This window comes from Pseudomonas matsuisoli (assembly GCF_014647635.1).
Classification (GTDB): Bacteria; Pseudomonadota; Gammaproteobacteria; order Pseudomonadales; family Pseudomonadaceae; genus Pseudomonas_P; species Pseudomonas_P matsuisoli.
On sequence record NZ_BMPO01000001.1, the window covers coordinates 567,087 to 592,713 of the forward strand.

The following is a 25,627-nucleotide window of genomic DNA, read 5'->3' on the forward strand; positions in this document are numbered from 1 at the left end:
ATGACGCGCTCCGAGTTTCTAAAACCCAAACATTGGTGGCCGACACCATTCGTTGGCGCCGCTGGAGGCTGGATTGCCGCCACCCTGAATTGGCCACTACCGTGGATGATCGGGTCGCTGCTGGCAGTCATTCTGTTTCGCTGCCTTACCCCGTGGCGAATCGCGGAAATCCCGAATGGCCGCAAAATCGGGCAACTCATCGTAGGAATCGGGATCGGCCTTCATTTCAACTCGGAGGTCACCGAGCAAATTGCCGAGCACTTTCTCCTTATCCTCGCGGCAGCCAGCATCACTGTGCTCGGCAGCGTTGTCGCGGTCTGGCTGCTGCAAGCCACGGGCGAAGATCGCGCGACATCGTTCTTCGCGAGCATGCCTGGCGGTTCTGGCGAGATGGTCAACCTGGGCGCCCGCAACGGTGCGCAGCTCAGCAACGTCGCTGCGGCGCAGAGTTTAAGAGTCGTCGCCATCGTGTTGTGTATCCCAGCCCTGTTCAATCACCTCTTCGCCGGCGCAACGATAGCTCCCCACCTGACGGCAGCTGTGGATTGGCAGTGGCTCGCACTGCTCGTCCCGGCCAGCATTTTCATGGGATGGGCGTGGCAACGGCTTAAGCAGCCTAACCCTTGGCTTTTCGGCCCACTTCTGGTGAGCGCGCTCGCGAGCATCTTTGCCGACCTGCATATTGGTTTGCCAACAGGATCAAGCGGAATCGGACAATTGCTTATCGGCGCCGGCCTGGGCTGCTATTTCGACCGAGCCTTCTTCAAGCGCGCCCCTTGGTTTTTATGCCGGACCATGCTCGGCACGGCGGCAATGGTCCTTATCGCGGGCGGGTTCGCATGGGTACTGAGTTTTTTCAGCGCCCTGGATCTTCCGTCTCTGACGCTAAGCATGATGCCCGGCGGTATTGCGGAAATGAGCCTGACCGCCGAGGCGCTGAATATGAGCGTTCCACTGGTGACGGCCGTTCAGGTTTTACGGCTACTGATCGTGCTGTTCTGTGCCGAGCCGCTGTTTCGCCTATGGCAGCGAAAACGACCGGCACCTACGAACTGACGCGACACCTATGCGACAGGCTCGGCTGATGCGCTAGCTGGCAGCTGCCAGTCAACCGGCTTCACACCATGCTGCTCGAGAAACTTGTTACAGCGACTGAAATGCCCGTTCCCTAGAAAACCTCGGTGGGCGGACAACGGCGATGGGTGCGCCGACTTAAGGATGAGATGCTTCTTCGGATCGATCAGCCGCTGCTTGCTCTGTGCATGGGCACCCCAGAGCAGAAACACCACGTTCGGGCACTCTGCACTGACGACTTCTATGACCTTGTCCGTAAAGGGCTGCCAACCTGCCTTAGCATGGGATCCTGCATTCGCGCGCTCCACTGTGAGCGACGTGTTGAGCAGCAGCACGCCCTGCTCGGCCCAATGCTGAAGATAGCCATGTGACGGTACGTCGATGTTCAGGTCGCGCTTCAATTCTTTGAATATGTTCTGCAACGAAGGCGGTGCGGGCACGCCCGGCTGGACGGAAAAGCATAGCCCATGAGCCTGGCCTGGCCCGTGGTAGGGATCCTGTCCGATGATCACCACCTTCACCTGATCCAACGGCGTCGTATTGAGCGCGTTGAAGATCAACGGCCCAGGTGGATAGATCACCTTTCCGGACGCTTTCTCGTGACGCAGGAAGTCGGCTAGCACTTTCATATAAGGCTTTTCGAATTCCTCACGTAACGCCTCTTTCCAGCCCGGCTCGAGCTTGATCCGATCGTCCTCACCCATAACGCTTTGCTCATCGATACGAAGCCGGGCACGCTATTGAAGCGTTCGGACCAAGTCAAGGTGAGACAGCTCTTATGGTGCGCATACCCCAACTGCTACAACGAAGCATTCCTGGCAGGCGCGCACGCAGCCGTACCGACGTTACCTACCAGCCCTCTTCCGATAGCCGAGCTGGAAGCACCGCGATAGCATTGTCAGGCCTTATTTGGATCCCATGTCGATGCCCTTACCTTCAAGTGCCTTTTCTGCCGACCGATGCCCCGTGTGCGGCGCATTGAATCAATGCGGCCTAGTTGCCGAGGCGCGCGTCGCAGGGGAATGCTGGTGCTTTCAAACCTCGATAGCACCCGCGGCGCTCGATCGACTGCCCGCAGATGAGCGAGATGTCGCATGCCTCTGCCCGCGATGCGCAGGCTTGCACGCCATCGACGAGCCGACGCGGAAGCCCTAAGCAATGCGTCTCGATCGTTTGATTGCCCACCTTGCCTGCATAAGTCAACAGCACGTGCGCCGGCTGCTTGCCGGCGGTCACGTCAGCGTCAATGCGGAGACCGTACACGATGGCAGTCGCGCCATACGTCCATTCGATCGGGTGGAGAGCGAACAGCGCATCCTGCAGCTCGGATACCCCGCGCGCTATCTAATGCTGCACAAGCCCGTAGGTTACGTGAGCGCCACCGAGCACCCCACCCATCGCACCGTTCTGGACCTTGTAGGTGCATCCGCGGACGAATTGCACCTTGCGGGACGGCTGGACCTGAACACTACAGGCCTCTTGCTGCTGACGAACGACGGCCATTGGTCTCGCCGCCTCACCCTGCCTGGCAATAAACAGCCGAAAGTGTATCGGGTGCAAACCGAAGACCCTATCGATCCAGCCTGCATTGCCGCGTTCGAGAAGGGCCTTTATTTCTCATACGAAAAGCTTACGACGCTGCCCGCCCATCTCGAGATACTGGATAGCCACACCGCGCGATTGACGCTCCATGAAGGCCGTTATCATCAGGTCAAACGCATGTTCGGCCATTTCCGTAACCGTGTGACAGGGCTCCACCGGGAGACGATCGGGCCTTTATCTTTGGGAGACCTGCCTGAAGGTACCTTCCGCGCGCTAACGCCGGCCGAAATAGCTGCCTTCTGAACCTTACGATTGGCAACTATCGAATGTCCTTCATTTTCCAAGCGGGTTCTGGTAAAAAGGCGCCCACGCGGGCGTCGTATAATGGCATTACCTGAGCTTCCCAAGCTCATGACGAGGGTTCGATTCCCTTCGCCCGCTCCATTTCTCTCCGCTCTTCTCCTGCTTTTTTCCTTAACCTACCTTGAAACACTGCAACATACGCGTCGGCACAACGTTCCACGCTTGGCAGGGGTGGCTAAAAAATCTCTGTATAGTTCCGGCGTTCTTACCTGACAGCCCAACGGCTTCATTGGCCATGTCGTTGCACCGAGGAGAACTGTTCGCTTAGCCGAAAATGTCCCGCCCCAAGGTGCGAGGATTTACCAACCTTATTAAAACTTTTTAAATAATTCAGCCCGCTTTCAAAGGCTCGTAATTAGCGATGAAGTCATGCCCTCGCGAAGTAAGCTGAAACAAGCTTTCCCCTGTCAGTGGATGTGTTTCCATCTTGATCAGCCCTTCCTCGCCCATCAATTTAACGATGTACTCGGAGACTTCGACTTCTTCTGCAGTAGGGCGGTATGTCGTCAGGTACAGCGACGCCAACGTCGCCGGAGCAATTCCATGCTTATCTGCATACTGCTCGATGAGATCGGCTATTTGCTTCGCTTTGAAAATGTCTCGTTTCATACTATTCGCTCGCCAGAAAAACTAACGGCCGTCGGTAAAATGTTCCTATAGGCATAGACCACTGAGCCGATACGAAGGTGCTGTCGCTGCGTAACAGTTGTTCAAAGCACATGACTGACGTTACTCTTCACGCACGGCACCGCGCTGACGCGCAATAACCCCTCCGCCGGCCCATCCTATATTTATGAATTAATGGAATACGCTGTGACGAAAGACGAACTGCGCGCGGAACTCGAGCGCCAGGAACAACGTTTCAAAGACATTTATGGTGGTGAAGTGACGACTTATGCGGCGCAACACACCCCAGATCGAAAGCCTTGGAAAAAGAAAGCGACCGTACAGGACAAGGCTTTTCAACGAGAACTCGAAAAAATCGAAGCGGATCGTTTGAAGACTGCCAAGCCTTGCACGTCATAAGTACTTGGGCAGACCGGCAACGTTTAGCGTTTTTTCCCCGTCAACGCCCCTAGCAGGCCTCTTACCAGCTGGCGTCCTATTTGGGTTGCGGCTTGCTGAACGGTACTTTTCACGACCCGCCCGACAAAATCTCCAAACACGCCTTGTTCAGATAACGCGGCATCGGCCTTCGTGTTTTTTTTGCCAGAGCCCACTTCCAACGCGGTGTCGCGCATCGCTCTGTCGGCCAGCACTTCGTACGCTGATTCACGATCGATCATGCGGTCATAGCGGCCGCGCAAGGGCGAGCTTTGAATAAGCTGCGTCCGTTCCTGATCAGTCACCGGTCCAATCCGCGATTGCGGCGGCGCGATCGCCACGCGGCGAACCATCGCAGGTGTACCCTTTTCTTCCAGCGTGCCGACAAGCGCCTCGCCAATCCCAAGCTGGGTGAGCACGCTCAATGCGTCGATATCAGGGTTCGGCCGGAAACCATCAGCGACCGCTTTCAGTGCCTTCTGCTCCTTGGCGGTAAACGCTCTCAGGCCATGCTGAATGCGCAGACCCAGTTGCGCCAGAATTTCATCAGGAAGGTCGCTTGGCGACTGCGTCACGAAGTACACGCCAACGCCCTTGGAGCGCACGAGACGAACGACCTGCTCCAGGCGTTGCTGCAAGGCTCTAGGCGTGTCAGTGAAAAGCAAATGGGCCTCATCGAAGAACAACGCCAGTATGGGCTTATCGGCATCGCCTCGTTCAGGTAACTGCTCGAACAGCTCGGCAAGCAACCACAGCAGGAACGTCGCATAGACCTTCGGCGACTCATGCACCAGACGCCGGGCATCCAATAGGTGTACGTGCCCCCTACCATCGGCCGTTGGCGCCAATAAATCACCCAGTTCCAGCGACGGCTCACCGAACAGTGAGTCACCGCCTTGTTGCTCCAGCGTGGCGAGACGGCGCAAGAGCGCCGCGCTCGACGCCCCAGTGAACAATGCAGAGTCCACGCCAAGACGGCTTGGGTCTTCCCGCAAATGGTTGAGCAGCGCTTTCAAATCCTTTAGATCCAGCAGCAACAGACCCTCTCGGTCGGCTGCCTGGAAAGCGGCATACAACGCGGACTGCTGGCTATCGGTCAGGCTGAGCAGATTCCCCAATAGCAGCGGGCCCATTTCGCTGAGGGTCGTACGCAACGGATGGCCGCTTTGCCCGTGAATGTCCCAAAGAACAACCGGACTTGCGCTTGGCGTGCAATTCAACCACGCCATGCTCGCAATGCGCTCAGCGATCTTGCCGGCGGGCTCTGAGGCCGCAGCGAGCCCACTGAGATCGCCTTTGACGTCTGCGGCAAAGACCGCCACGCCTGCAGCGCTGAACTGCTCGACCAACCGTTGGAGCGTGACCGTCTTTCCGGTTCCCGTCGCACCGGCGATCAGGCCGTGGCGGTTCGCCAAACGCAGCGATTGGCTGACGGGTTCATTCTGCGCATCTGCTCCCAGCACGAACGTCGGCATTACGACCCTCCAAGGTGACCTATCTCAGGCGAACACGACCGTCTTGTTATCGTGTACCAGAACGCGATCTTCGAGGTGGAAGCGTAGCCCACGAGCTAGAACCCGCCGCTCCACGTCCTTGCCCAGCCGAACCATTTCTTCCGGACTGTCGCCATGCGTGACCCGAGCGACATCCTGCTCGATGATCGGTCCGGCATCGAGCTCTTCGGTTACATAGTGGCAGGTGGCGCCAATCAGCTTGACGCCACGCTTGGCGGCCTGGTGATAGGGTTTTGCCCCTACGAACGACGGCAGGAAGCTGTGGTGGATATTGATCACGCGCTGCGCGAACTTCTCACAAAGCGCGGGCGGCAATATTTGCATGTAGCGGGCAAGCACCACGGCGTCTGCGCTTTGTTCGTCGATCAAGCGCGTGACCTCGTCAAAGGCAGGCTGCTTGTCGGCGGGGTTCACCGGCACGTGGTAATACGGAATGCCGTGCCATTCAACCATGCCACGCAGGTCGTCGTGGTTGGCAATGACACAAGGGATATCGCAGTCGAGGTCGCCGCTTTGCCAGCGGTGCAGCAGATCCGCCAGGCAATGGGACTCGCGGCTTGCCATCAGCACGACACGCTTACGAACCGAGGAATCCGTCACGCGCCACTCCATGGAGAACTCGTTCGCGATGGGCGAAAACGCCTGACGAAAACCATCGAGATCGAATGGGAGCGAGTCGGCCCGAATTTCGTGGCGCATGAAGAACCAGCCACTGTGCGTATCGGAGTGATGGCTGGCTTCGGTGATCCAACCATTGTAGGTCGCCAAAAAATTACTCACCTTCGCGACAATGCCAACGCGATCCGGACAAGCGATCACCAAACGGAAGGTGCGCATGAGGTAAAACTCCAAAACTTTACAGGAGCGCCATTCTAGCGGGCTCCACTTAAAACGTCAGCGCCACGCGCCGTCTGCTCGCAAGACGTTCCCGCGGCTCACCCTCCCATGAGAAGCTGCGCGCAAGTAAGCGGCCCGCTTGGGAAGATATAAGAAACGCCATCTCCCTCATGTTTACTTGCCTACCGGCAGGTGCCTATGATTGCCCTCGTTTTGATCATTTCAGTTTCGAAAAGGAGATTCGTATGTCGCGGTTGAATGAGTTTCGAGCAACGGAAGAAGCAATCAAGGAACTGCAAGAACGGCTGAACCGCCTGACGCAAGATGATGGACTGAAAAGAGAACTGGAATTCGAAGGTAAATTGCGTGCGTTGATGGATGAGCACGAGAAGTCGCTGCGTGACATCATCGCCTTGCTAGACCCTTCGGGCTCATCCAAAACGCCACGTAGCGCAGCGAGTCCTGCTGCCGCCAAACGAGCACGAAAGATCAAACAGTATAAAAACCCCCATTCGGGCGAAGTGATCGAAACCAAGGGTGGCAATCACAAAGCGTTGAAAGAATGGAAGTCCCAGTGGGGCAATGAAACCGTCGAAAGTTGGGCAACTCTTCTAGACTGATCGAAGATTAACGAAAGCCAGCAAAAACGCTGTAGTGCCACTCGTTATAAGTAGAGCGGCACCGACCGTAGGGTGGAATCCCGAAACGCTTTCACCGTTAATTACCGCGGAAGATTCGACAAGGCTGAGCGGTAGACTACGTGGCTGTAGCGGTAATCCACCCTACCTCTTGATAGTGCTACATCGCATGATTTCGACAGCGGCTTGCCATCTGCAAGCCGTTGTAAACAAACAGTGCGAGCAAATATGTTGGCGCTGTTCACTCCAAACCGTATTTGCTGGCGATTTTTTTGCCATAAGCCCGCCAATCGTCGAGCATTCCACTTTTTTCCGGCGGCGCAGTGAGCGCGCTCTGCTCCAACGCATTGCAAAAATCCGGATAAGTCAGCGGCGCGCCATATTCCGGGCGGCGCAATCGTTGCTGACAGAATTGATGCCAGTCCTGTTGCTCCTGCGGAGACAAGGTATGCGGATAATTTCGCGCGCGGTAGCGAAAGAGCAATTCCGTCAGCCTTGGATCTGCGAATGTCCAATCATCGCCGTTGAGTTCGGCAGGGTCGGCACTTCGAATCAGCGTGCATAGGCGCTTGTCTCGTTCGCCGAAGAAACCGTCATAGAGTTGCTGCTCTGGGTCATCGCACGCCGAAAAGTCCTGCGCGGCATACACCGTAGATAGCTTGTCCTGCCACGCGGATTGTTGATCGCGTAGCCGCTGCGCTCTGCGCTCACACAACGACAGGTCAATGCCTAGACGCGTTTGATCGGCCTCCCGCAGCACTGACAGCGGCGCAACCACCGGGCATTTGTTTATGTGGACCAACTTCAATGGGACAGGCCGCTCGTTTTCCTTGAGGTCGGTATGGCGTGTATATAAACGCTCGCGAAGCTGGTCGCCCGACAAGGACATCAAATCATCGCTTTCGACTTGCAGGTCGCAGACCACCAGCGCATTTCGATTGGTGGGGTGCCACGCAAGCGGCAATACGATCGATAGGTAGCTGCGCTCACCGGCGTACCGGCCAGAAATGTGCACCAGCGGACGAAGTAGCTGCACTTGCTCCATCACACGGTGCTTGCTGCGCAGTGCGTACAGATACGCATACAGTTTGGGTTGGCGATCGCGTAGCAATCGGGCTAGCGCAATAGTCGCCCGGACATCGGAAAGCGCATCGTGTGCCTGACCATGCACGAGGCCGTTGGCTTGAGTGAGTAGTTCCAGCTTGAGCGTGACGCGCCCATCATCCGTCTTTGGCCATTCGATACCCTCGGGCCGCAGCGCGTAGGCGGTCCGCACTAGATCGATAAGATCCCAGCGGCTGTTGCCGGATTGCCACTCGCGGCCGTACGGATCGTAGAAGTTGCGATATAGGCTGAAACGCGTGACCTCATCGTCGAAACGCAAGCTGTTGTAACCAGCAACACAGGTTGAAGGTTGACAGAGCTCGGCGTGCAGGCGGGCCATGAATTCGGCTTCATCGAGCCCGCGCTCTTGTAGACGGGACGGCGAGATACCGGTGACCAGACAGGCAGCAGGATGGGGAAGGATGTCATCGCTCAACCGGCAATACAGATTGAGCGGCTCGCCGATTTCGTTGAGCGCTTCATCCGTACGAATACCCGCGACCTGTAATGGGCGGTCACGGCGCGGGTCGATGCCCGTGGTTTCGTAGTCGTACCAGAAGATGCTGGCGGTCACGATCGCCTCCCTTAAAAGGCATCGAGTCTACCATTCACAGGCGTAGGCGGATCGTTCAGGGCCGCGCTCGCATTAGCTAGTGCGCGGCCGCCTTGAGAACGATCAAGCGGATGTTGGGAGCGGGTGAAAGCTGAAATAGGCGCGCAGTACGTCTACCAGTTCTGCATATTCGACAGGCGGTTCGGAGAGGGAAAAACCCGAATCGTACACCCCCGGATTCACATCCTCGCGACTCCAGTGACAAAGCGCCTTGAAGTCGATGTTGTGCACCACGCCATCCTGCCCAGGGATTTTGAGGCGTAGGTCAAAGCGCGCGTTGACGAGCATTGGTAGCTCGCTGACGAGCATCAATCCTTCCAGGGACACGTTGCCCAGATAACCCATTGGTTTATCCGTGACGCCGTTGAATACCTTGAGGTAGTACGGCAGTTGGTGACGCTCGATTCGTCGCTGCATATGCATGAAGGCATTTCGCTATGATGACACGAGTATGTACACAGCCAGCCGCGTCTGACAATCGCCAACCGCCAAAACCGTTATTTGGCAGCGGTCGGCACGGCGTAAGTCTTCGCGGCTGCGCTGTCCCTGACAAGCCCTAGCTGATCGAGCGTTTGCAAGCGGGCCCGCGCGCGAAACGCATACTCGCTCGCAGGAAAACGCCCAACGATGTACCGATAGGTTTCCGCCGCATCGAGATACAGGCTTTCACGCTCCAGGCACTGACCGCGCAACAGTGAAATCTCCGGCTGCAAATAGGTGCGTGCGTGTGCATTGCGCTCCGCTCGTGACAGCTCAAGCATCGCCTTGCCGCAATCGCCCTGCTCATAGGCCAGGTAAGCCTCGTCCAACTGGCCATGCAGCGCAGCCCGCGTGCACCCGGCCAACACCAGTACTGCCGAACAAATGAGTAAAAAACGCATGATGAAATCCTCCGATGACTTTTTTCATCGGCGCCCGTCCGTATTTCTTCAATATTTGTGATGCATATTCAGTTTCCCCTTCCGAACGGTCCAGCCGGATGGACGGGAATCATCCCCTGAATTTCGATTCGAATAGCAGAAGTAGTGTCCAGCAGGCGATGACTACAGCCACCCCACGTAGTAGCCTGCCAGCCAGCCAAGATGCTCAGGAGCAATTGCATGACCACGCGCCGTACCAAAATCGTCGCCACCCTCGGCCCAGCGAGCCAGTCCCCCGAAGTACTGGAGCAGCTGATCGTTGCAGGGATTGACGTCGCCCGTCTGAACTTCTCGCACGGCACCCCGGACGAGCATAAGGCCCGCGCTCAACTGGTACGTGATTTGGCTGCGAAGCATGGCCGTCACGTGGCGCTGCTGGGTGACCTGCAAGGCCCGAAGATTCGCATCGCCAAGTTCACTAGCAAACGTATCGAGCTCAAGGAAGGCGACACCTTCCGACTTTCCGTCACTCACCCGCGTGACGCGGGCACCCAGGACGTCGTCGGGATCGACTACCCCGATCTGATCAAAGACTGCGGCGTAGGTGATGATCTGCTGCTCGACGACGGTCGCGTCGTGATGACAGTGAAGAATAAAACCGCAGACGAGCTCGAGTGCACCGTTTTGATCGGCGGTCCGCTATCCGACAACAAAGGTATCAACCGTCGCGGCGGTGGCCTGACTGCCCCTGCCTTGACCGCCAAAGACAAAGCCGATATCAAGCTTGCCGCTGAAATGGAGCTGGACTACCTGGCCGTGTCGTTCCCACGTGATGCCGCTGACATGGAGCTCGCCCGCCGCCTACGTGACGAAGCCGGCAGCACTGCCTGGCTCGTTGCTAAAGTCGAGCGTGCCGAAGCAGTCAAGGATGACGAAGCGCTTGACGGCCTGATTCGCGCCAGCGATGCAGTGATGGTTGCCCGCGGCGACCTCGGTGTCGAAATTGGCGATGCCGAACTCGTGGGCATCCAGAAGAAGATCATTCTGCACTCGCGCCGCTACAACAAGGCGGTAATCGTAGCCACGCAGATGATGGAGTCGATGATCACCAACCCGATGCCGACCCGCGCCGAGGTCTCCGACGTGGCGAACGCAGCGCTGGATAATACCGACGCCGTGATGCTGTCTGCCGAAAGCGCAGCCGGCGCGTACCCGGTCGAAGCGGTGAAGGCGATGGCGCGCGTGTGCCTTGGCGCGGAAAAGCATCCGATCAGCCAAAAATCCAGCCACCGTCTTGGCAAGACCTTCGAGCGCTGCGATGAAAGCGTCGCCCTGGCTGCGATGTACACAGCGAATCACTTCCCTGGAGTCAAAGCGATCATCAGCCTGACAGAAAGCGGCTACAGCCCGCTGATCATGTCGCGACTGCGTTCGTCGATCCCGATCTATGCGTTTACCCCCCACCGTGAAGCGCAGGCCAGAGTCGCTCTATTCCGCGGTGTCTACACGGTTCCGTTCGATCCGCTGGCCTATCCGGCGGACAAGGTCAGCCAGGCCGCCGTCGACGAGTTGATCAAGCGTGGCGCGGTTGAGCCCGGTGACTGGGTTGTCCTGACCAAAGGCGACAGCTACCACGGTACCGGAGGTACCAATACGCTCAAGGTACTGCACGTCGGCGACCCTATCGTCTGACCTGAAGGCCGCCTCGCACGAGGCGGCCTTTTTCGTGGGCCGCCTATGATGCGTGCCAACGGCTTCGACTCCCTGCCACCTCAACGTCCCCCAAACGCCCTTCCTGTCAAATCGAGCAACGCCAAGTCTGACCATCGCGGTATACTGCCGCGCTTTTTGCGATAAGCCCGCACGTCGGTATGTGCGAGCCGCAACCGGAATCCGAATGAACGCCACGCAGGGCAAGAACGAGGTTCGGGGTTTCCAACCCTCGACCGCCTCGTCTGCCGGCTGCCAAGGCGATCTGGAGCCGTACGTGGACGCGACCGGCGATAGAACAATGTTCCCGCCTAGAAAGAGGAGCGCCCTGTGACCGTGATCAAGCAAGACGACCTGATTCAGAGCGTCGCCGATGCCCTGCAATTCATTTCGTACTACCACCCCGTCGACTTCATCGAAGCCATGCACGAGGCCTACCTGCGCGAGGAATCCGCAGCGGCGCGTGACTCAATCGCTCAGATCCTGATCAACTCGCGCATGTGCGCCACGGGCCATCGCCCGATCTGCCAGGACACCGGCATCGTCACCGTCTTCGTGAAAGTCGGTATGGACGTGCGCTGGGACGGTGCGACCATGAGCGTCGACGACATGATCAATGAAGGCGTACGCCGCGCCTACAACCTGCCGGAAAACGTCCTGCGCGCCTCGATCCTCGCCGATCCTGCCGGCGCGCGTAAGAACACCAAGGACAACACCCCCGCGGTCATCCACTACTCCATCGTTCCCGGCGACAAGGTCGAAGTGGACGTTGCGGCCAAGGGTGGCGGCTCGGAAAACAAGTCGAAGATGGCGATGCTCAACCCATCCGATTCTATCGTCGACTGGATCCTCAAGACCGTACCGACCATGGGCGCTGGCTGGTGTCCGCCCGGGATGCTGGGTATCGGCATTGGCGGTACCGCCGAGAAAGCAGCCGTATTGGCGAAAGAGTCGTTGATGGACGAAATCGACATCCACGAGCTCAAGGCACGTGGCCCCCAGAATCGTCTGGAAGAGTTGCGCCTCGAAATTTTCGAGAAGGTCAATGCACTGGGTATCGGCGCCCAAGGACTTGGCGGCCTGACCACAGTGTTGGACGTCAAGATCAAGGATTACCCGACGCATGCGGCATCGTTGCCGGTGTGCATGATCCCGAACTGCGCCGCGACTCGTCATGCGCATTTCATTCTCGACGGAAGTGGTCCCGCAGCACTGGAAGCGCCACCGCTAGACGCCTACCCGGAAATCGTCTGGGAAGCTGGCCCCTCGGCCCGCCGGGTCGACCTGAACACCGTCACCCCGGAAGACGTCGCCAGCTGGAAGCCAGGCGAAACCTTGTTGCTCAACGGCAAGATGCTTACCGGTCGCGACGCTGCCCACAAGCGCATGGTCGACATGCTAAACAAAGGTGAGCAACTACCTGTCGACCTCAAAGGCCGCTTCATTTACTACGTTGGCCCAGTCGATCCTGTAGGTGACGAAGTTGTTGGTCCGGCCGGCCCCACCACGGCCACACGGATGGACAAATTCACCCGGCAGATCCTTGAGCAGACCGGCTTGCTGGGCATGATCGGCAAATCCGAGCGCGGCCCGATCGCCATCGAGGCGATCAAGGACAACAAGGCCGTGTACCTGATGGCTGTCGGCGGCGCGGCTTACCTCGTCGCCCAGGCGATCAAGGGCTCCAAGACCCTAGCCTTCCCTGAGCTAGGGATGGAAGCGATCTACGAGTTCGACGTCCAGGACATGCCCGTCACCGTCGCCGTTGATACCAACGGCGAATCGGTACATATCACCGGCCCAGCGATCTGGAGCAAGAAAATTGCTGAAAGTCTTGCGGTAGAAGTGAAGTAAGATCTTGCCGCTAAGCAAAAAGGAGCCCGGCCCAGTGCCGGGCTTTCTTTTGCGCGAATGAACGGAGTCGAATGCTACAAGCGGACCGATGGAAGCCTTCCAGGATTCCAGCCGGCGCTCGAGCAACGTCAGGGAGCCGGCCGGGCGGCGCCCGCCATGCCCACGATTGCGAACCCACCGAGAAAACGCGGCAATACGGTTGAATGAAAGGCACGCTGGCTACCGCGATACTTTTCTTCCAAACGATTGACCCATGACGTTTGTTTCCCAGCGCCGCTCGGCTGATAATTCCCGGCTTCATTCATGGCGGGATGAGCGTTGATGGACGTCGTACTCGATCCACAGATGCTGCTTTTGCTCGGTGTCATTGCGCTCGGAGCGGGTTTCATCGATACCCTCGCAGGCGGCGGTGGGCTTATCACCTTGCCGGCCATGCTGCTCATGCAGGTACCACCGGTCCAGGCGATCGCGACAAACAAGCTGCAGGGCACCTTCGGCACGTTGGTATCGACCCTTACATTGTTGCGTAAACGACAGCTCAGCCTCGATGAGGTCAAGGCTGCATGCCTTTCCTCGTTCATCGGCGCCGCACTCGGCGCGGTAGTGATCCAGTTCATCGATGCCTCAGCGCTAGATCTGTTGGTTCCGGTCGTGCTGCTTAGCATCGCCCTGTATTTCCTGCTCGCGCCGAGCGCTGGTGAGCTCGAACGAAAACCGCGAATAGGTGACCGTGCCTATCGACGTTTCGTGATCCCGGTTATAGGGTTTTACGACGGTTTCTTCGGCCCCGGTACGGGATCGTTCTTCTCACTCGCCGGTGTCGCGCTTCGCGGACGCAACTTGATCAACGCCACCGCGTCTGCCAAAGCCATGAACCTCGCCAGCAACGTCGCGTCGCTGGTCGTATTTGTTTTAGGGGGCAAGGTCCTCTGGACGCTCGGCCTTGTGATGGCAGCCGGGCAACTGGTGGGTGCCTATCTCGGCTCCATGGCACTGATCGCCGGTGGCGCAAAATTGATCCGCCCGTTGATCGTGATCGTCTGCTTCGCCATGGTCGGCCGCTACCTGTACCAGAACGTTTGGCTTTGATGCGGGCCGGGCTGCGAAGGGCTTGCCCGCGAACGCGCTGGCGATGACAACCGCTCCTGCATCTGTATACGTCTTCGATGCGACCGTTTCACGACGGAAGCTTTAAAGCCAAAGCAAAATCTGCACTGATTAACGCAGGATCACCGATCCGATACCGATCCGCGGGCAAGCGAACCGCCGCCTAGCCCTTTCGTACAGCGATCCGGGAATGCTTTTGTAGGAGTACACGAGTCTTCAATGCGGCAGCTTCGATACAAAAGTCCTGCGGTCATACCGAAGGGGCTGGGCTGTCTACACCCGAGACAGCAGGTCTGGTAATGGTTCGCAGGCTGGCCCGCGAATACGGTTACGGGGCAAGAGCGTGGCTAACGTTGGCCCTGTAGTAGATACGGGGCACCCATAAAAAACGCCGCGTGAACGCGGCGTTTTTTTGGCCTAGTAACCGACCGGCGGGTATTTCCGTTCATCGGCGGGCGGCGGAAAGTACTGGTACAGCCAGGTTTCGCTGAGCACTTCCTTGGTTTCGACACGACGAATGTAGGCGCGGAATTCGACAGGATCGGTGCTATCGGTGGTTGGGAACCAGTCGAACTGCGCGCGGAACCCTTTCTCCTCCGGGTGCAACGCGAAGATATTGAATTCCTTCGTCGTGCCACTGGAGGCATCGACAACGACTTCAACCGCGTCTTTCCAATCCATATCGTCCAGCGGGCCACCGATGTAGTCGACGGCGAAACGGCGGGCCCATACGTCCGGCCAATGTTCGCCAGGCGCCCAACCTTGCTTGAAGCCACCCATACCGGAACGCGTGGCGAGCACGCGCGCCAGCGTTGGCTTCACGGGCGGCACCGCAGCCCAGTGCAGCTTGTAGCCGAAACCTAGGGAGTCGCCGGCCTTGATGGGTTGTTTTGGGTTCCAGAACGCCACGATGTTATCCATCGTCTCGCCGGTGGTTGGAATCTCGAGCAGATCGATGCTGCCCTCCCCCCACTGCGTGGTCGGCTCGACCCACAGGCTCGGACGACGGCTGTACCAGTTCGAGGTGTCCTGGTAGTTCATGAATTCATGGTTGCTCTGCACCAGACCGAAACCCTTCGGGCTGTTGTCAGCGAAGGCGTTGAACTGCAGCTTCTCGGGGTTGTTCAGTGGCCGGCAGACCCACTCACCATTTCCACGCCACATGGACAGGCGGTCCGTGTCGTGGATGTTCGGGTTGATGAAGTCGCACATGCGGCGTTCATACGGACCACAAGCGAACATGCTGGTCATGGGCGTGATGCCGAGCTGCTTGATGTCCTTGCGTGCATGGACATGCATATCGATATCCATGATGACGCGGTCCGGCTGGCAATCGATATCGAAACGGTAAGCGCCGGTGATGCTTGGACCGTTCAGCAGGGCATAGAGCTTGAATCGTGTACTGTCTTTCGCTGGGGTTTCGAACCAGAACTCCACGAAATCCGGGAATTCTTCCTGCGTGTCGGCGTAAGTGTTGATCGCGACGCCGCGGGCGGATAGCCCGTACTGCCCCGTGTTGTCCACCGCACGGAAGTAGCTCGCGCCAAGGAAGGACACAATGTCGTAACGGGCGATATTTGGCTGCTTGAAAACCTTGAGACCTGAAAACGCCAGGTCCTTGCCCTTGAGTTGGCTGACGTCGACACCGCTCTGACCGTAGTCGAACAGCTCGGGGCGGTAATGCACCTCCCGCGCTTCGCCGGTTTTCGGATCGAGGCTATGCATGCGAACGGGCTGTTTGAAGCCCATGCCCACGTGGAAGAACTGCACGTCCAGTTGCCCTTCGAGCTCTTTCCAGAGCGAATGCTCGGGGTCGTACTGGATTGCGTTGAACTGTTGCGGCGTCATCTGGGCCAGCGTCGGCGGCAGTGTCTGGGCATTGCTGACATAGGCCTCGCCGGCCATCTTCTTCGCACGTGCCTTTAGGTCGTCATAGCTGAAGCGCTCGGCTTTGCCGTCGGCGGTTTGCGCCATTGCACGCGCGGCAAAAAGGCTGGTTGCGGGGATGCCAGTATAGGCGGCCAGGGCCATGGAAGCTTTCAGTAAGTCTCTGCGTTGCATGGATAACCTTAGCGGTCGGGACAAAGGGGCTGTGCGCGTAGCGCCAATTCGGTCTACAGCGAAGCGGTTAAAAAGGGCTTTGCAACAGATGTTTCAATAGCCCGTCAGTTCCATCGACGGGCGCGATTGTGTCTCCGAACCGCGCGGAGACTGGTATAAGCAATCATTACCGGCTATGTCGGCGCCGATCATTGGGCGACTGCATAGCGGCGGTCAAGTGTGCTGTAGCCCAGCCCGACACCCTTGCTGACCTTTACCTGAACAGGGATGCGTTCCTTCAGGGCCTCGACATGACTGATGACGCCCACCGTCTTGCCGCTGGCATTGAGGTTATCCAGCGCGTCCAGGGCGATTTCCAGCGTTTCGCCGTCGAGAGTGCCGAACCCTTCGTCGAGAAACAGCGAGTCGATACGTGTTCGATGGCTGACGAGATCGGACAACGCCAGGGCCAAGGCCAGGCTGACCAGGAAGCTCTCGCCGCCAGACAGCGTGCGCGTGTCACGGGCCGCATCCGCTTGCCAAGTATCGAGCACCTCGAGCTCCAGCTCACCCACACTACGCCGCGCCAGTTGATAACGCCCATGCAAGCGTTCCAGCTGTCGATTGGCGAGGTGGATCAAATGATCCAGCGTCAGCCCTTGGGCGAAGCGGCGGTAGCGCGCACCGTCCGCTGACCCGATCAACCCATTGAGATGCTGCCAGTCATTGCACCGCTGCGCCTGGCGCTCGATCTCTTCGAGTTGCGCCTTCTGCTCGGCACGGCGCGCATGGTCGTCGCGCAACTGCGCCGCAATTTCGCCCTGTCGCTGAACGCACTGCTTGAGTTCGAGCTCGAGCGCTTCTAACGCCGGCTGCAATACTTCCAGCGAACGCTCCGTTTGCGGATCGGCGAGTAGCCGCTCGAGCGATTGCGCAGCGGCGGCCTGCACGGCTTGGGCCTCGGTAAGCGCTTTGTCGAGACGCGCCTTGAGCGCCAACAGCGCCAGGCGCTGCTCTTCGTCAAGCGACGCGGCAAGAAACGCGTTCTCATCCGTGAAGGGGCTCGCCGCAAGCGCAGCATGCCATACGACAGCCGCCTGAGATTGCGCCTGCGCACAACGCTCAAACTGCGCAACACGGGCGGCCAGCGTTGCCTGCAGAGCCGTTAGCGTTTTCTCACTGTGAAGATAATCCGACTCAACGGTCTCCAATGTGCGATCAGAAAGCCTGTCCAACGAGACGGATGCTACTACTGCGTTCCCTTGGCGTGCCTGCCAGCGCTTGGCGCTCTGTGTAGCGGCCGCCAATGCATGCTCCAGCGCAGGTTGTCGCTCGACCAACGCCTGCCGCTCACGATCATCCGTCTGCCAGCGCGCGCACTCTGCTTCGCGCTCGGCTAACCATGCATCACTATCCACAGGCATGTCATAACCGAACGGTGCCAGCTCATCCTTCAAGGCTTGTGCGAATGCCTCGAATTGCTGTTCGGCGACGCTTAGCCGGCGGGCGACCTCCAAACGCCGAGCTTCAATCGCTTCACGTTCTTTTTCCAACAACGCAAGCCCATTGACCGCCGATGACTCTCGTTGCGCGCATGTCTGTAACGTGCTTAGACGACGCTCAAGATCGCGTCGCAATCCCTCGAGCGCACTCAGCGTTTTTTCCACGGCCGAGCGATCAGCGATTTGCCGTGTCTGCTCGGCACGAATAGCGGCTTCATCCTCAAGGTTCATACCGAGCCGTTCACACAGCGTCGCCCAGTGCTGGTGCAACGATTCGAGCTGTTGACGCGCCTCCTGCTCTTGCTCTGCGGCAGCCTTGATCTGCGCTTCGAGCGAGGCTACCTCGGACGCCAGCGACTGCCCGTCCTGGGTGAGCGTGTCGAGCAATGTGCGGGCTTCGTCGAGCGCGCGCTGCGTTTCGGAGACATCGAGATTCTGATAGTCGTCCACCGCGGGATGGTCGCAAGACCCACACAGCGGGCACGCCTCGCCGGGGCGGAGCTCGGCACGATGGGACTCGAGCGCGCGGATGCGTTGCTCCTGCTCCAGCAGTTTTTCCTTATCCCGGCTCTGTTGCTTGAGCGAACGGTAGCGCTGCCGTAGCGCCTCGACGGCGTCCTTGCGCTGCTGCAGCGTATTGCTGTGACGCGCGGTCGCCTGCGCGGCCTGCATCGCCTTTTGCTCCAGTTGTTGGCGACGCAACACGAGTTGATCAAGGTTTTCGAGAATGGAGCCCCTATCGATAAGCGCCTGCCAGGAAGTGCGCAACGTTGCCTCATCACGCCCTGCCAGCAGGTCTTCCCATCGCTGCTGCACCGATTGCGCTTCCGCCACGGCACTTTCGTGAGCCTGCCGTGTGTCACGCAGATTGGCGTGTGCGGATTGGATTCGCTCGTCGTGCTCCTGCGCCTGACGTAGCTCCTGTACGTGCTGCTGGCGCAGGGTTTCGATCTCCGCCGCATGCTGTCGGTGGGTATCGAAGCGATTGCGCCAACCCTTGAGCCACTCGCCAAGACGCGCGTGCATCGCGCGCTCGGACAGGCTCGTTTCAAGAGCGGTACGCGCATCGAACGACGTTTGTAGCGCGTCGCTGGCGGCCTGATGCTCGATTGCCGCCAATTGAATACCGACACCGAGATGCTCGAGTGCCAGCGCCTGTTGCGACTCGAGATCCTCCTCACACCGGTCACGCTCGCTTTGAGCCTGGCTTTGGGCAAAGACCGTTTGCTGAAACGCGTCGTACTGAGGGCGAATACGCAGCGCCGGTTCGCAATGAGCAAGCCGCTGCAAATCGTCTGCCGCGTCGCTCAAGTCGGCCCGAGCGCGCGCTTCTTCTACGGCGGCCGCGCTCATTCGTTCTTGCGCTTGCAGCGTGTCCTGCAGCCAACGTTGTTCCTGTAACACGGTGGCACGCTGGTTAACGAGCGCTGCTTCAGCCTCCGCTAGGCGCGCAGCATCCTCGGTCAGTTCAGCCACCTGCGACTCGGAAAGCAACGATGCCCCTTCTGCCCTCGCGCGCAGCTGAGCCAGCGACTCGCGCGCTTCACGGCTACGCTCGAATACGCGCTGGGAAACCAGCCCGTAGATTTCGCTGCCAGTCAATTCCTCCAGCAACTCCGCCCGCTGGTTAGCGTTGGCTTCGAGAAAGGCGGCGAACCCGCCCTGTGCCAGCAACATGGATTTGGTGAAGCGGCCGAAGTCCAGCCCTGTCAGCACTTCGACAGCTTTTGGCTTCTCGCTCAGCTTGTCGGTGATGATCTCGCCATCCAACCTGGCCAGCTCCGCACGCGCAGGCTGCAGCGAACCTTCGCTGCGATCCCGCGCCCGGCGTTGACTCCAGAAGGCGCGATAGCCGACCCCTTTCACCTCGAATTCCACTTCGGCCAGGCACTCAGCGGTATGGCGGCTCATCACCTCGTTTTCGCTACCGACGCGCTCCATACGGGGCGTTCGGTGGTAGAGCGCAAGGCAGATCGCGTCCAACAGCGTGGTCTTCCCTGCACCGGTCGGCCCCGTGATGGCGAACAGACCCGCCCCCGCGAAGGGCTCGGCGGTGAAGTCGATCTTCCACTCCCCTTTTAGCGAGTTGAGGTTCTTCAGGCGCAGGCTGAGGATCTTCACGAAGGACTTCCCGAATGGATGAAGGGCCGCCGGCCCCGAATGGATGCAAATCGCCGGGGGGGCGTTGGACAAGCCGCCGATTTTCGCATCGATATCCGCGTGACGCACGCACGGCGCCGCCATCCGACGAACCTAATCGCCTGTAGCGTTATCCAACAGGGACACCTTTGAAAGAGCGCCCCCGTGACCGATTCACTCTGGCATTTGAGCCTCGCCGAGTTCCGCGACAGGGTCGCCTCCGATGCGCCCACGCCAAGCTGCGGCGCCGCTGCGGGTGTCAGTGCCAGCCTTGGGTTGTCCCTCATTCTGAAGGCCATCCGGATCGGTAGCGATCCTGCGGACGTAGGGACCCGCGGACTTATCAACGAGGCCGCGACCCTCCATCAGCAATTGTCGACGCATGCAGATACGGACGCGCGCGTATTCCAGCGCTTCCTGAAAGCCGAGGCTCCGGAGATGAAAGGGCAAGCGGCACGGGACAGTGTGGCTATTCCGCTCGCCACCGCGCATAGCTGCCGAGAGGCCATGCGTCTGGGCGAACGCGCCGCGCCCTATGTGAAAGAAACGATGCGCTCGGATGTAGTCGCGGGCGTCCTGCTGCTGGGAGCCGCCCTGGAGGCCGTATTGCTCAACGTGCGCGCCAACCTTGCGCAGGTCGATGACGACACCGAACGGCGCACGCTGGCGGAACGATGCAGGACCTTACAGGCCGACGCAGACCAGATCCGATCTGGGCTGACGACCAACGAATCCGGCCCAACGGGTTAATCAGTCTCCGAAAGGGTGCTTAGCACCTCACGATGCATGTCCCGCAGGCGGCCCGCCAATTCATCGTCCAGGCTTTCGGAGGAGAGCCGGCGTTCGAACACGTCATGGGGATCGAGCTCGTCCAGCGTTTCGCTCGCGTCGCCTTGCAAACCGGGCGCAAGGTTCTTGCGCTCCCGGCGCACCCGCAGCACATCCACCGACAGCCCCTCGCACAGGGCGTTGATCCGCGGTTGCAGGTCGGCCAGGTAATCGTCCTGGGTCACCACGACTTCCAGCCACAGACGTACATCGGCCTCCAGCGTTGCCGCCCGCTCTGGAAGGGTTTCCGCCAGCTCCGCCAACGAGCCCTTGAGCGATGCGAGAGGCTGGAATACCGGAATGAGGAGTGGCTCGACCGAGCGCAGGGAAGCCCCTTCGAAATCGACGAGCAAGACTTGCTTCTGCTGCGCGCTTTCATCAAAGGCAAGTGCGATCGGCGAACCGCAGTAGCGTATGTGCTCCTCTCCACCCACCGCCTGCGGTCTGTGGATGTGGCCCAGCGCGATGTAGTCGGCTGGCGGAAAGGCATTGGTTGGAAACGCCTCCAGGGCGCCGACATAGATTTCTCGAACCGACTCACTCGCCGAGGCGCCAACCGTCGTCAGATGCCCCGTCGCAATGATCGGCAGATCGGCTCGTAGCGTTTGACGACGCGCTTCGGCAAGCTCATAGACGGTCGCGTAGTGCGCCTGTATGGCCTGCTGCAACGAGCGCTGCTTTTCCTGGGCACTTTGTCCGCCTTCACTTCGTAACAGGTCACGTGGGCGCAGGTAAGGAATGGCGCAAAGCACCGCGCCAGGTTTGCCGTCACGGTGACGCAAGACAACCACCTGATCCGACGCATCTTCTGCACTCGCCGGGATGACCTGGGCATCCAGCGCCGCCAGCAGACCACGGGACTCGCCCAGCATAGCCGCAGAGTCGTGATTGCCCCCGAGCACGACCAGCCGCGCCCCCGTGTCGCGCAGGGCGAGAACAAAATCGTTGTACTGCTCGCGGGCGTAGCTCGGCGGGGTTCCGGTATCGAACACATCGCCCGCGATGACCACCGCATCCACGGCATGCAGACGAACCTGCGCCACCAGCCATGCGCAAAATGCCTGGTGTTCGGCCTGCCGGGTACGCCCCATGAAATGCTGACCCAGGTGCCAGTCGGACGTATGCAATAGGCGAAAGCGCCGCGCGGGCGGTGAAGCGGGAGCGTCGAACAGGTGTAGCGTTTCCATCGGAGGTCCAGAAAGGTGGGTCGCCATGCGTGCCAGGAGGTGAACGCCCGCACCGGGCGACCGGTCAGAATTTTGAATGATGATACGCGCTTAGCACGAGATGGGTGGGCGCGGTCGAGTTGGCCCGACGGAGGTGAGCCCCAGACGGTTCGCGATTTGCCGGATGCTAACCAGAGGGGCCGCAAATGCTAACAGCGCATTCGGCAAGACGTTTCTTGGCCACGACCATGAACCACGAATTCGCTCCCCCAACGCATCGATCACCACAACGAGAAATAACCCAAGGAGCCCCATGAGCAAACTCAACGATGTGAAGCTGTTCATCAAGGGCCACCTTTGGGTCATTCCCATCGTGTTACTAGCGGCGGGCCTATTCTTCTGGGCACTTGATCCCGCGCCGCCGGATCGACTGAAGATGGCTACCGGGGGAACCGGCGGCGGGTATGCCGATTTTGGCGAACGTCTCAAGGCGCGCCTGGCGGAAGACGACATCACCCTGGAACTCGTGCCCACATCCGGGTCACCCGAGAACCTTCAGCAGCTTCTGCGAAAAGACGTACAGATCGCCCTGGTGCAAAGTGGGACCGAGCTCGATCTCGCCCCCGAAGAGCGCCGCCATCTGACGGGCTTGGGTGTCATGTATCGCGAGCCGCTCTGGTTGTTTCAGCGTGAAGGCCTGGACATCGAGGACATCGGCGATCTGCGCGGCCTGAGCGTGGCCAAAGGTGCTGCCGGAACAGGCACCGAAGCGGTCGTCGAAGCGCTGCTGCGGGCAAACGGCATTGGTGACGAAGGCGACTGGCAAGCCATTGGCGGCAATGAAGCGGCGTCAGCCCTACTGGACGGCAACCTGGACGCGGCCTTTTTCGTCGCACCGCCGCAAAATCCGCTGATCAAGCGCCTCGCAGCTGACCCTGGGGTTCGTTTGACAGGCTTTAGCCGCAGTGACGCTTACCGCGCGCACTTTCCGTTTTTGACGACGGTCCGCGTCCCGCGAGGGTTGATTGATCTGGCGAGCGACAATCCCGCTCGCGACATCACTACCCTGTCGCCATTGGCGACACTTGTCGCGAATAACACGCTGCACCCGGCACTGACCCCCCTCCTGCTGGAAGCGGCGCGAGATGTATTGAAAGCGGGCAACTTGCTCGACGAACCGAACCAATATCCGCAAGCAGAGCCGATGACCTTCCGATTGGGAAAAGAAGCGGACAACTACTATCGCAACGGGCCGCCCTATCTGCAGCGCTACCTGCCGTTCAAAGTGGCATCACTGGTGGATCGCTGGATCGTTTTGCTCATTCCCTTCATCGCGATCCTGATTCCACTTTTCAAGTCGATATCGCCGCTGTACACCTGGCGGATTCGCTCACGCATCTACAAGTGGTATCAGAGCTTGCGTGACGTTGAGGAGGAAATTCACAAAGGGACCATCAAGGGCAACGAGGACGCGCGCCTGGCCGACCTCAAGCGGGTGGAAGACGAGCTGAGCGAGGTGGAGGTGCCACTCTCCTACTCGCACGAGCTCTACCAGTTGCACCTGCATGTACGTTACATGCAGGACAGGCTGCGCAACCTACGCGATGGCACGCCGGATCGATCCATCATCGCGGAGGACGGCAACCCCCGCGACGCGTGATCACAGCCCTGTGTTCAGGCTCTGATGCTCGTCGACGCCAAGGTGAATGTTCATGCTTTGCACCGCAGCACCAGCGGCGCCTTTGCCAAGGTTGTCGAGCCGCGCCACCAGGGTCACCCGTTCGGCATTACCGAAGACGAACAGATCGGCGCGGTTCGTGTCATTGGCACCTTGCACATCGAAAAAGCCGTCATCGAGATTGGCGGCGTCCTCAAGCGGCATCACGCGAATGAAGCGCTCGCCCTGGTAGTGTTTAGCCAATGCAGCGTGCAGCGCCGCGGGCGTCGCCTGTGCTGGCAGGTGCGAGAGCTGTAGAGGCACCGTGACGGCAAGCCCTTTGAGAAACTCGCCAACGATTGGGCTGAAGACGGGTGCGGCGGAAATACCCGTCTGCACGCGCATTTCTGGCAAGTGCTTGTGGGCCTGGGCAACGGCATAAGGCCGCGGGCTCTTGAGACGCGGATTACCTCCCGCCTCGTACTCAGCGATCATTTGCTTGCCACCGCCGCTATAGCCCGTCAACGAAAACGCGCTCAGTGCATAGTCGATTGGCAAGAGCCCAGCATCCACCAGTGGGCGGACCAGCAAAATGAACGCTGTCGCGTGACAGCCGGGATTGGCAATTCGCTTGCTCGCACGGATCGCTTCACGCTGGCCGGCAACGAGCTCCGGCAGGCCGTACGTCCAGCTCGTATCGGTACGAAACGCGGTACTGGCGTCGATGATGCAAGTGTTTGGGTTGTTCACCAGGGAAACCGCTTCGCGCGACGCGGCATCAGGAAGGCACAAGAAGGCGACGTCCGCGGCATTGAGGAATCGGCCACGCTCAGCAGAGTCCTTACGCTTCGACTCATCGATGCGCAGCAGCTCAATATCAGTACGGCCATCCAGATAATCCAGCAGGCGCAGACCTGTCGTGCCTTCCTGACCATCCACGTAAACCTTGAACGTCATGACGTAACCCTCATTTCGATCACCCGATGCCCAGGTGAATTGCAGACGTCGGCATTGTACTCATCCCGGCGGGGTTCGCCATCGCGGACGGGCACGCCCAGCTGATACATAGCGTTACACACCCGAAAATCCGCGAAAGTGCCGAGATACGTGCTCTAAAACCATTTTTGGAGACGCGGACGGGCGTCATCGAACGTACCGACAGAAACGTTTTTGCGTTGGGCGGGTCCGCTTTCTGAGCGCCTGCCGTCTAGGTCTTACGAACCCATTCAAGGAGCCGTGCCATGTATCGCATTCCTAGATTCTGTCTTCCCGCCCTCCTGGTTGCCTCGTTATTTCCCGTACAGGGCGTCGCACAGACTGCCCCGAAGCTCGACGTCCCCTACGTTCCAACGCCGGAACCTGTCGTCGCCCGAATGTTGGAAATGGCGAACGTACAGCCTGAAGACCATGTGGTCGATCTCGGATCAGGCGATGGGCGTATTGCCATTGCATCGGTCAAGGACCGAGGTGCGAAATCCGCACTGGGCGTTGACCTCAACCCGGAGCGTATCGAGGAAGCCGAAGCCAACGCTCAGAAAGCGGGCGTTGCCGACAAGGTGACCTTTGAACAGGGTGACCTGTTCAAGAAGGATATTTCCGATGCCAACGTGCTGACAATGTATCTCTTACCGCGAGTGAACATGCAGTTGCGCCCCGTCATTCTCGAAGAGATGGAGCCTGGTACACGCATCGTCTCCCATGCGTTCAGCATGGAAGACTGGGAAGCCGACCAAACCGACGTGGTCGATGGGCGCTACATCTATCTCTGGATCGTTCCTGCCAAGGTGCAAGGCCAATGGCAGGTTAAAAATGGTGAGCAGGCCTTTACGCTGGATCTCGCGCAAACCTTCCAAAACGTGAGAGGCGAAGCGACCGTGAATGGCCGGCCCAGTACCGTGGAAGGCAAGCTCGACGGCGAGCGCCTCCACTTTACCCTGGGTGAGCAGCAATTCATCGGCATCGTGGACGGCGACGAGATCAAGGCCGTGAGTGAAGGCGGCGCTGTCGCCGACTGGAGCGCAACGCGGAGCTGACC

22 protein-coding genes and 1 tRNA gene are annotated in these 25,627 nt (G+C 59.2%); 12 read left to right on the forward strand and 11 right to left on the reverse strand.

The window, feature by feature from the left end:
• Nucleotides 1-1,056, forward strand: a complete 1,056-nt coding sequence (locus IEY47_RS02645; protein WP_188981577.1) for an AbrB family transcriptional regulator — start codon at nucleotides 1-3, stop codon at nucleotides 1,054-1,056.
• Between the two features lie 8 nt (nucleotides 1,057-1,064).
• Here IEY47_RS02645 and ung read toward each other — a convergent pair whose 3' ends face one another.
• Nucleotides 1,065-1,778 (reverse strand): uracil-DNA glycosylase, encoded by a 714-nt coding sequence (gene ung, locus IEY47_RS02650; RefSeq protein WP_188981578.1) that lies wholly within the window; start codon nucleotides 1,776-1,778, stop codon nucleotides 1,065-1,067.
• A gap of 220 nt (nucleotides 1,779-1,998) precedes the next feature.
• Here ung and IEY47_RS02655 point away from each other — a divergent pair, with 220 nt between their 5' ends.
• The 3 genes from IEY47_RS02655 (at nucleotide 1,999) to IEY47_RS02665 (ending at nucleotide 3,060) form a co-directional block, all read left to right on the forward strand.
• Entirely contained in the window at nucleotides 1,999-2,229 is a 231-nt protein-coding gene (locus IEY47_RS02655; RefSeq protein ID WP_188981579.1) for a cysteine-rich CWC family protein, read from the forward strand.
• Between the two features lie 3 nt (nucleotides 2,230-2,232).
• On the forward strand, nucleotides 2,233-2,919 hold the full coding sequence (locus tag IEY47_RS02660) for a pseudouridine synthase (RefSeq protein ID WP_188981580.1): 687 nt from the start codon (nucleotides 2,233-2,235) through the stop codon (nucleotides 2,917-2,919).
• Nucleotides 2,920-2,986: 67 nt separating this feature from the next.
• Nucleotides 2,987-3,060 (forward strand) — tRNA-Gly (locus IEY47_RS02665).
• 249 nt (nucleotides 3,061-3,309) lie between these two features.
• Here the strand turns inward: IEY47_RS02665 and IEY47_RS02670 are convergent.
• A complete protein-coding gene (locus IEY47_RS02670) occupies nucleotides 3,310-3,588 on the reverse strand; it encodes a hypothetical protein (protein ID WP_188981581.1) in 279 nt (92 codons plus the stop codon).
• A 204-nt stretch (nucleotides 3,589-3,792) separates the two neighbouring features.
• Between IEY47_RS02670 and IEY47_RS02675 the strand changes: the two genes are divergently transcribed.
• Complete coding sequence (locus IEY47_RS02675) at nucleotides 3,793-4,005, forward strand: hypothetical protein (RefSeq protein WP_188981582.1); 213 nt, start codon at nucleotides 3,793-3,795, stop codon at nucleotides 4,003-4,005.
• Between the two features lie 23 nt (nucleotides 4,006-4,028).
• On the opposite strand, the gene IEY47_RS02680 is transcribed toward IEY47_RS02675, so the two are convergent.
• Nucleotides 4,029-5,498, reverse strand: coding sequence for a helicase HerA-like domain-containing protein (locus IEY47_RS02680; protein ID WP_188981583.1), 1,470 nt, complete (start codon nucleotides 5,496-5,498; stop codon nucleotides 4,029-4,031).
• A gap of 24 nt (nucleotides 5,499-5,522) precedes the next feature.
• On the reverse strand, nucleotides 5,523-6,374 hold the full coding sequence (gene purU / locus IEY47_RS02685) for a formyltetrahydrofolate deformylase (RefSeq protein ID WP_188981584.1): 852 nt from the start codon (nucleotides 6,372-6,374) through the stop codon (nucleotides 5,523-5,525).
• Between the two features lie 245 nt (nucleotides 6,375-6,619).
• Here purU and mvaT point away from each other — a divergent pair, with 245 nt between their 5' ends.
• Nucleotides 6,620-6,994: a histone-like nucleoid-structuring protein MvaT gene (gene mvaT, locus IEY47_RS02690; RefSeq protein ID WP_188981585.1), complete on the forward strand. Its 375-nt coding sequence runs from the start codon at nucleotides 6,620-6,622 to the stop codon at nucleotides 6,992-6,994.
• Nucleotides 6,995-7,253: 259 nt separating this feature from the next.
• On the opposite strand, the gene sbcB is transcribed toward mvaT, so the two are convergent.
• The 3 genes from sbcB to IEY47_RS02705 all read right to left on the reverse strand — a co-directional run bounded on the left by sbcB (nucleotide 7,254) and on the right by IEY47_RS02705 (nucleotide 9,610).
• Nucleotides 7,254-8,690 carry an exodeoxyribonuclease I gene (gene sbcB, locus IEY47_RS02695; RefSeq protein WP_188981586.1) on the reverse strand — a complete coding sequence of 479 codons (1,437 nt, stop codon included), beginning with the start codon at nucleotides 8,688-8,690 and terminating at the stop codon, nucleotides 7,254-7,256.
• Between the two features lie 102 nt (nucleotides 8,691-8,792).
• Nucleotides 8,793-9,152: a PilZ domain-containing protein gene (locus IEY47_RS02700; RefSeq protein WP_188981587.1), complete on the reverse strand. Its 360-nt coding sequence runs from the start codon at nucleotides 9,150-9,152 to the stop codon at nucleotides 8,793-8,795.
• Nucleotides 9,153-9,226: 74 nt separating this feature from the next.
• Nucleotides 9,227-9,610 carry a tetratricopeptide repeat protein gene (locus IEY47_RS02705; RefSeq protein ID WP_188981588.1) on the reverse strand — a complete coding sequence of 128 codons (384 nt, stop codon included), beginning with the start codon at nucleotides 9,608-9,610 and terminating at the stop codon, nucleotides 9,227-9,229.
• 219 nt (nucleotides 9,611-9,829) lie between these two features.
• Between IEY47_RS02705 and pyk the strand changes: the two genes are divergently transcribed.
• The 3 genes from pyk to IEY47_RS02720 all read left to right on the forward strand — a co-directional run bounded on the left by pyk (nucleotide 9,830) and on the right by IEY47_RS02720 (nucleotide 14,242).
• Nucleotides 9,830-11,281, forward strand: coding sequence for a pyruvate kinase (pyk, locus tag IEY47_RS02710; RefSeq protein ID WP_188981589.1), 1,452 nt, complete (start codon nucleotides 9,830-9,832; stop codon nucleotides 11,279-11,281).
• A gap of 348 nt (nucleotides 11,282-11,629) precedes the next feature.
• Nucleotides 11,630-13,153 (forward strand): fumarate hydratase, encoded by a 1,524-nt coding sequence (locus IEY47_RS02715; RefSeq protein ID WP_188981590.1) that lies wholly within the window; start codon nucleotides 11,630-11,632, stop codon nucleotides 13,151-13,153.
• A gap of 321 nt (nucleotides 13,154-13,474) precedes the next feature.
• Entirely contained in the window at nucleotides 13,475-14,242 is a 768-nt protein-coding gene (locus IEY47_RS02720) for a TSUP family transporter (protein WP_188981591.1), read from the forward strand.
• Nucleotides 14,243-14,677: 435 nt separating this feature from the next.
• Here the strand turns inward: IEY47_RS02720 and IEY47_RS02725 are convergent, their stop codons facing one another.
• Nucleotides 14,678-16,321: an OpgD/OpgG family glucan biosynthesis protein gene (locus IEY47_RS02725; RefSeq protein ID WP_188981592.1), complete on the reverse strand. Its 1,644-nt coding sequence runs from the start codon at nucleotides 16,319-16,321 to the stop codon at nucleotides 14,678-14,680.
• A 188-nt stretch (nucleotides 16,322-16,509) separates the two neighbouring features.
• Nucleotides 16,510-19,923, reverse strand: coding sequence for an AAA family ATPase (locus tag IEY47_RS02730; protein WP_188981593.1), 3,414 nt, complete (start codon nucleotides 19,921-19,923; stop codon nucleotides 16,510-16,512).
• A 183-nt stretch (nucleotides 19,924-20,106) separates the two neighbouring features.
• Between IEY47_RS02730 and IEY47_RS02735 the strand changes: the two genes are divergently transcribed.
• Nucleotides 20,107-20,691 (forward strand): cyclodeaminase/cyclohydrolase family protein, encoded by a 585-nt coding sequence (locus tag IEY47_RS02735; RefSeq protein WP_188981594.1) that lies wholly within the window; start codon nucleotides 20,107-20,109, stop codon nucleotides 20,689-20,691.
• On the opposite strand, the gene sbcD is transcribed toward IEY47_RS02735, so the two are convergent.
• A complete protein-coding gene (gene sbcD / locus IEY47_RS02740; protein ID WP_188981595.1) occupies nucleotides 20,688-21,956 on the reverse strand; it encodes an exonuclease subunit SbcD in 1,269 nt (422 codons plus the stop codon). The genes IEY47_RS02735 and sbcD overlap by 4 nt on opposite strands.
• Nucleotides 21,957-22,248: 292 nt before the next feature.
• On the opposite strand from sbcD, the gene IEY47_RS02745 reads away from it, so the two are divergent.
• Nucleotides 22,249-23,595: a TAXI family TRAP transporter solute-binding subunit gene (locus tag IEY47_RS02745; RefSeq protein WP_188981596.1), complete on the forward strand. Its 1,347-nt coding sequence runs from the start codon at nucleotides 22,249-22,251 to the stop codon at nucleotides 23,593-23,595.
• Here IEY47_RS02745 and argC read toward each other — a convergent pair whose 3' ends face one another.
• Nucleotides 23,596-24,549, reverse strand: coding sequence for an N-acetyl-gamma-glutamyl-phosphate reductase (argC, locus tag IEY47_RS02750; RefSeq protein ID WP_188981597.1), 954 nt, complete (start codon nucleotides 24,547-24,549; stop codon nucleotides 23,596-23,598).
• Between the two features lie 284 nt (nucleotides 24,550-24,833).
• Here argC and IEY47_RS02755 point away from each other — a divergent pair, with 284 nt between their 5' ends.
• Nucleotides 24,834-25,625: an SAM-dependent methyltransferase gene (locus IEY47_RS02755; RefSeq protein ID WP_188981598.1), complete on the forward strand. Its 792-nt coding sequence runs from the start codon at nucleotides 24,834-24,836 to the stop codon at nucleotides 25,623-25,625.
• Nucleotides 25,626-25,627: the final 2 nt, after the last annotated feature.

Coding starts and splice junctions, on each gene's coding strand:
- ung (WP_188981578.1), bottom strand. CDS start 1,778: ATGGGTGAGGACGATCGGATCAAGCTCGAGCCGGGCTGGAAAGAGGCG.
- argC (WP_188981597.1), bottom strand. CDS start 24,549: ATGACGTTCAAGGTTTACGTGGATGGTCAGGAAGGCACGACAGGTCTG.
- IEY47_RS02745 (WP_188981596.1), top strand. CDS start 22,249: ATGAGCAAACTCAACGATGTGAAGCTGTTCATCAAGGGCCACCTTTGG.
- pyk (WP_188981589.1), top strand. CDS start 9,830: ATGACCACGCGCCGTACCAAAATCGTCGCCACCCTCGGCCCAGCGAGC.
- IEY47_RS02645 (WP_188981577.1), top strand. CDS start 1: ATGACGCGCTCCGAGTTTCTAAAACCCAAACATTGGTGGCCGACACCA.
- IEY47_RS02725 (WP_188981592.1), bottom strand. CDS start 16,321: ATGCAACGCAGAGACTTACTGAAAGCTTCCATGGCCCTGGCCGCCTAT.
- IEY47_RS02655 (WP_188981579.1), top strand. CDS start 1,999: ATGCCCTTACCTTCAAGTGCCTTTTCTGCCGACCGATGCCCCGTGTGC.
- sbcD (WP_188981595.1), bottom strand. CDS start 21,956: ATGGAAACGCTACACCTGTTCGACGCTCCCGCTTCACCGCCCGCGCGG.
- IEY47_RS02700 (WP_188981587.1), bottom strand. CDS start 9,152: ATGCATATGCAGCGACGAATCGAGCGTCACCAACTGCCGTACTACCTC.
- IEY47_RS02720 (WP_188981591.1), top strand. CDS start 13,475: ATGGACGTCGTACTCGATCCACAGATGCTGCTTTTGCTCGGTGTCATT.
- IEY47_RS02680 (WP_188981583.1), bottom strand. CDS start 5,498: ATGCCGACGTTCGTGCTGGGAGCAGATGCGCAGAATGAACCCGTCAGC.
- IEY47_RS02705 (WP_188981588.1), bottom strand. CDS start 9,610: ATGCGTTTTTTACTCATTTGTTCGGCAGTACTGGTGTTGGCCGGGTGC.
- IEY47_RS02755 (WP_188981598.1), top strand. CDS start 24,834: ATGTATCGCATTCCTAGATTCTGTCTTCCCGCCCTCCTGGTTGCCTCG.
- IEY47_RS02670 (WP_188981581.1), bottom strand. CDS start 3,588: ATGAAACGAGACATTTTCAAAGCGAAGCAAATAGCCGATCTCATCGAG.
- purU (WP_188981584.1), bottom strand. CDS start 6,374: ATGCGCACCTTCCGTTTGGTGATCGCTTGTCCGGATCGCGTTGGCATT.
- mvaT (WP_188981585.1), top strand. CDS start 6,620: ATGTCGCGGTTGAATGAGTTTCGAGCAACGGAAGAAGCAATCAAGGAA.
- IEY47_RS02660 (WP_188981580.1), top strand. CDS start 2,233: ATGCGTCTCGATCGTTTGATTGCCCACCTTGCCTGCATAAGTCAACAG.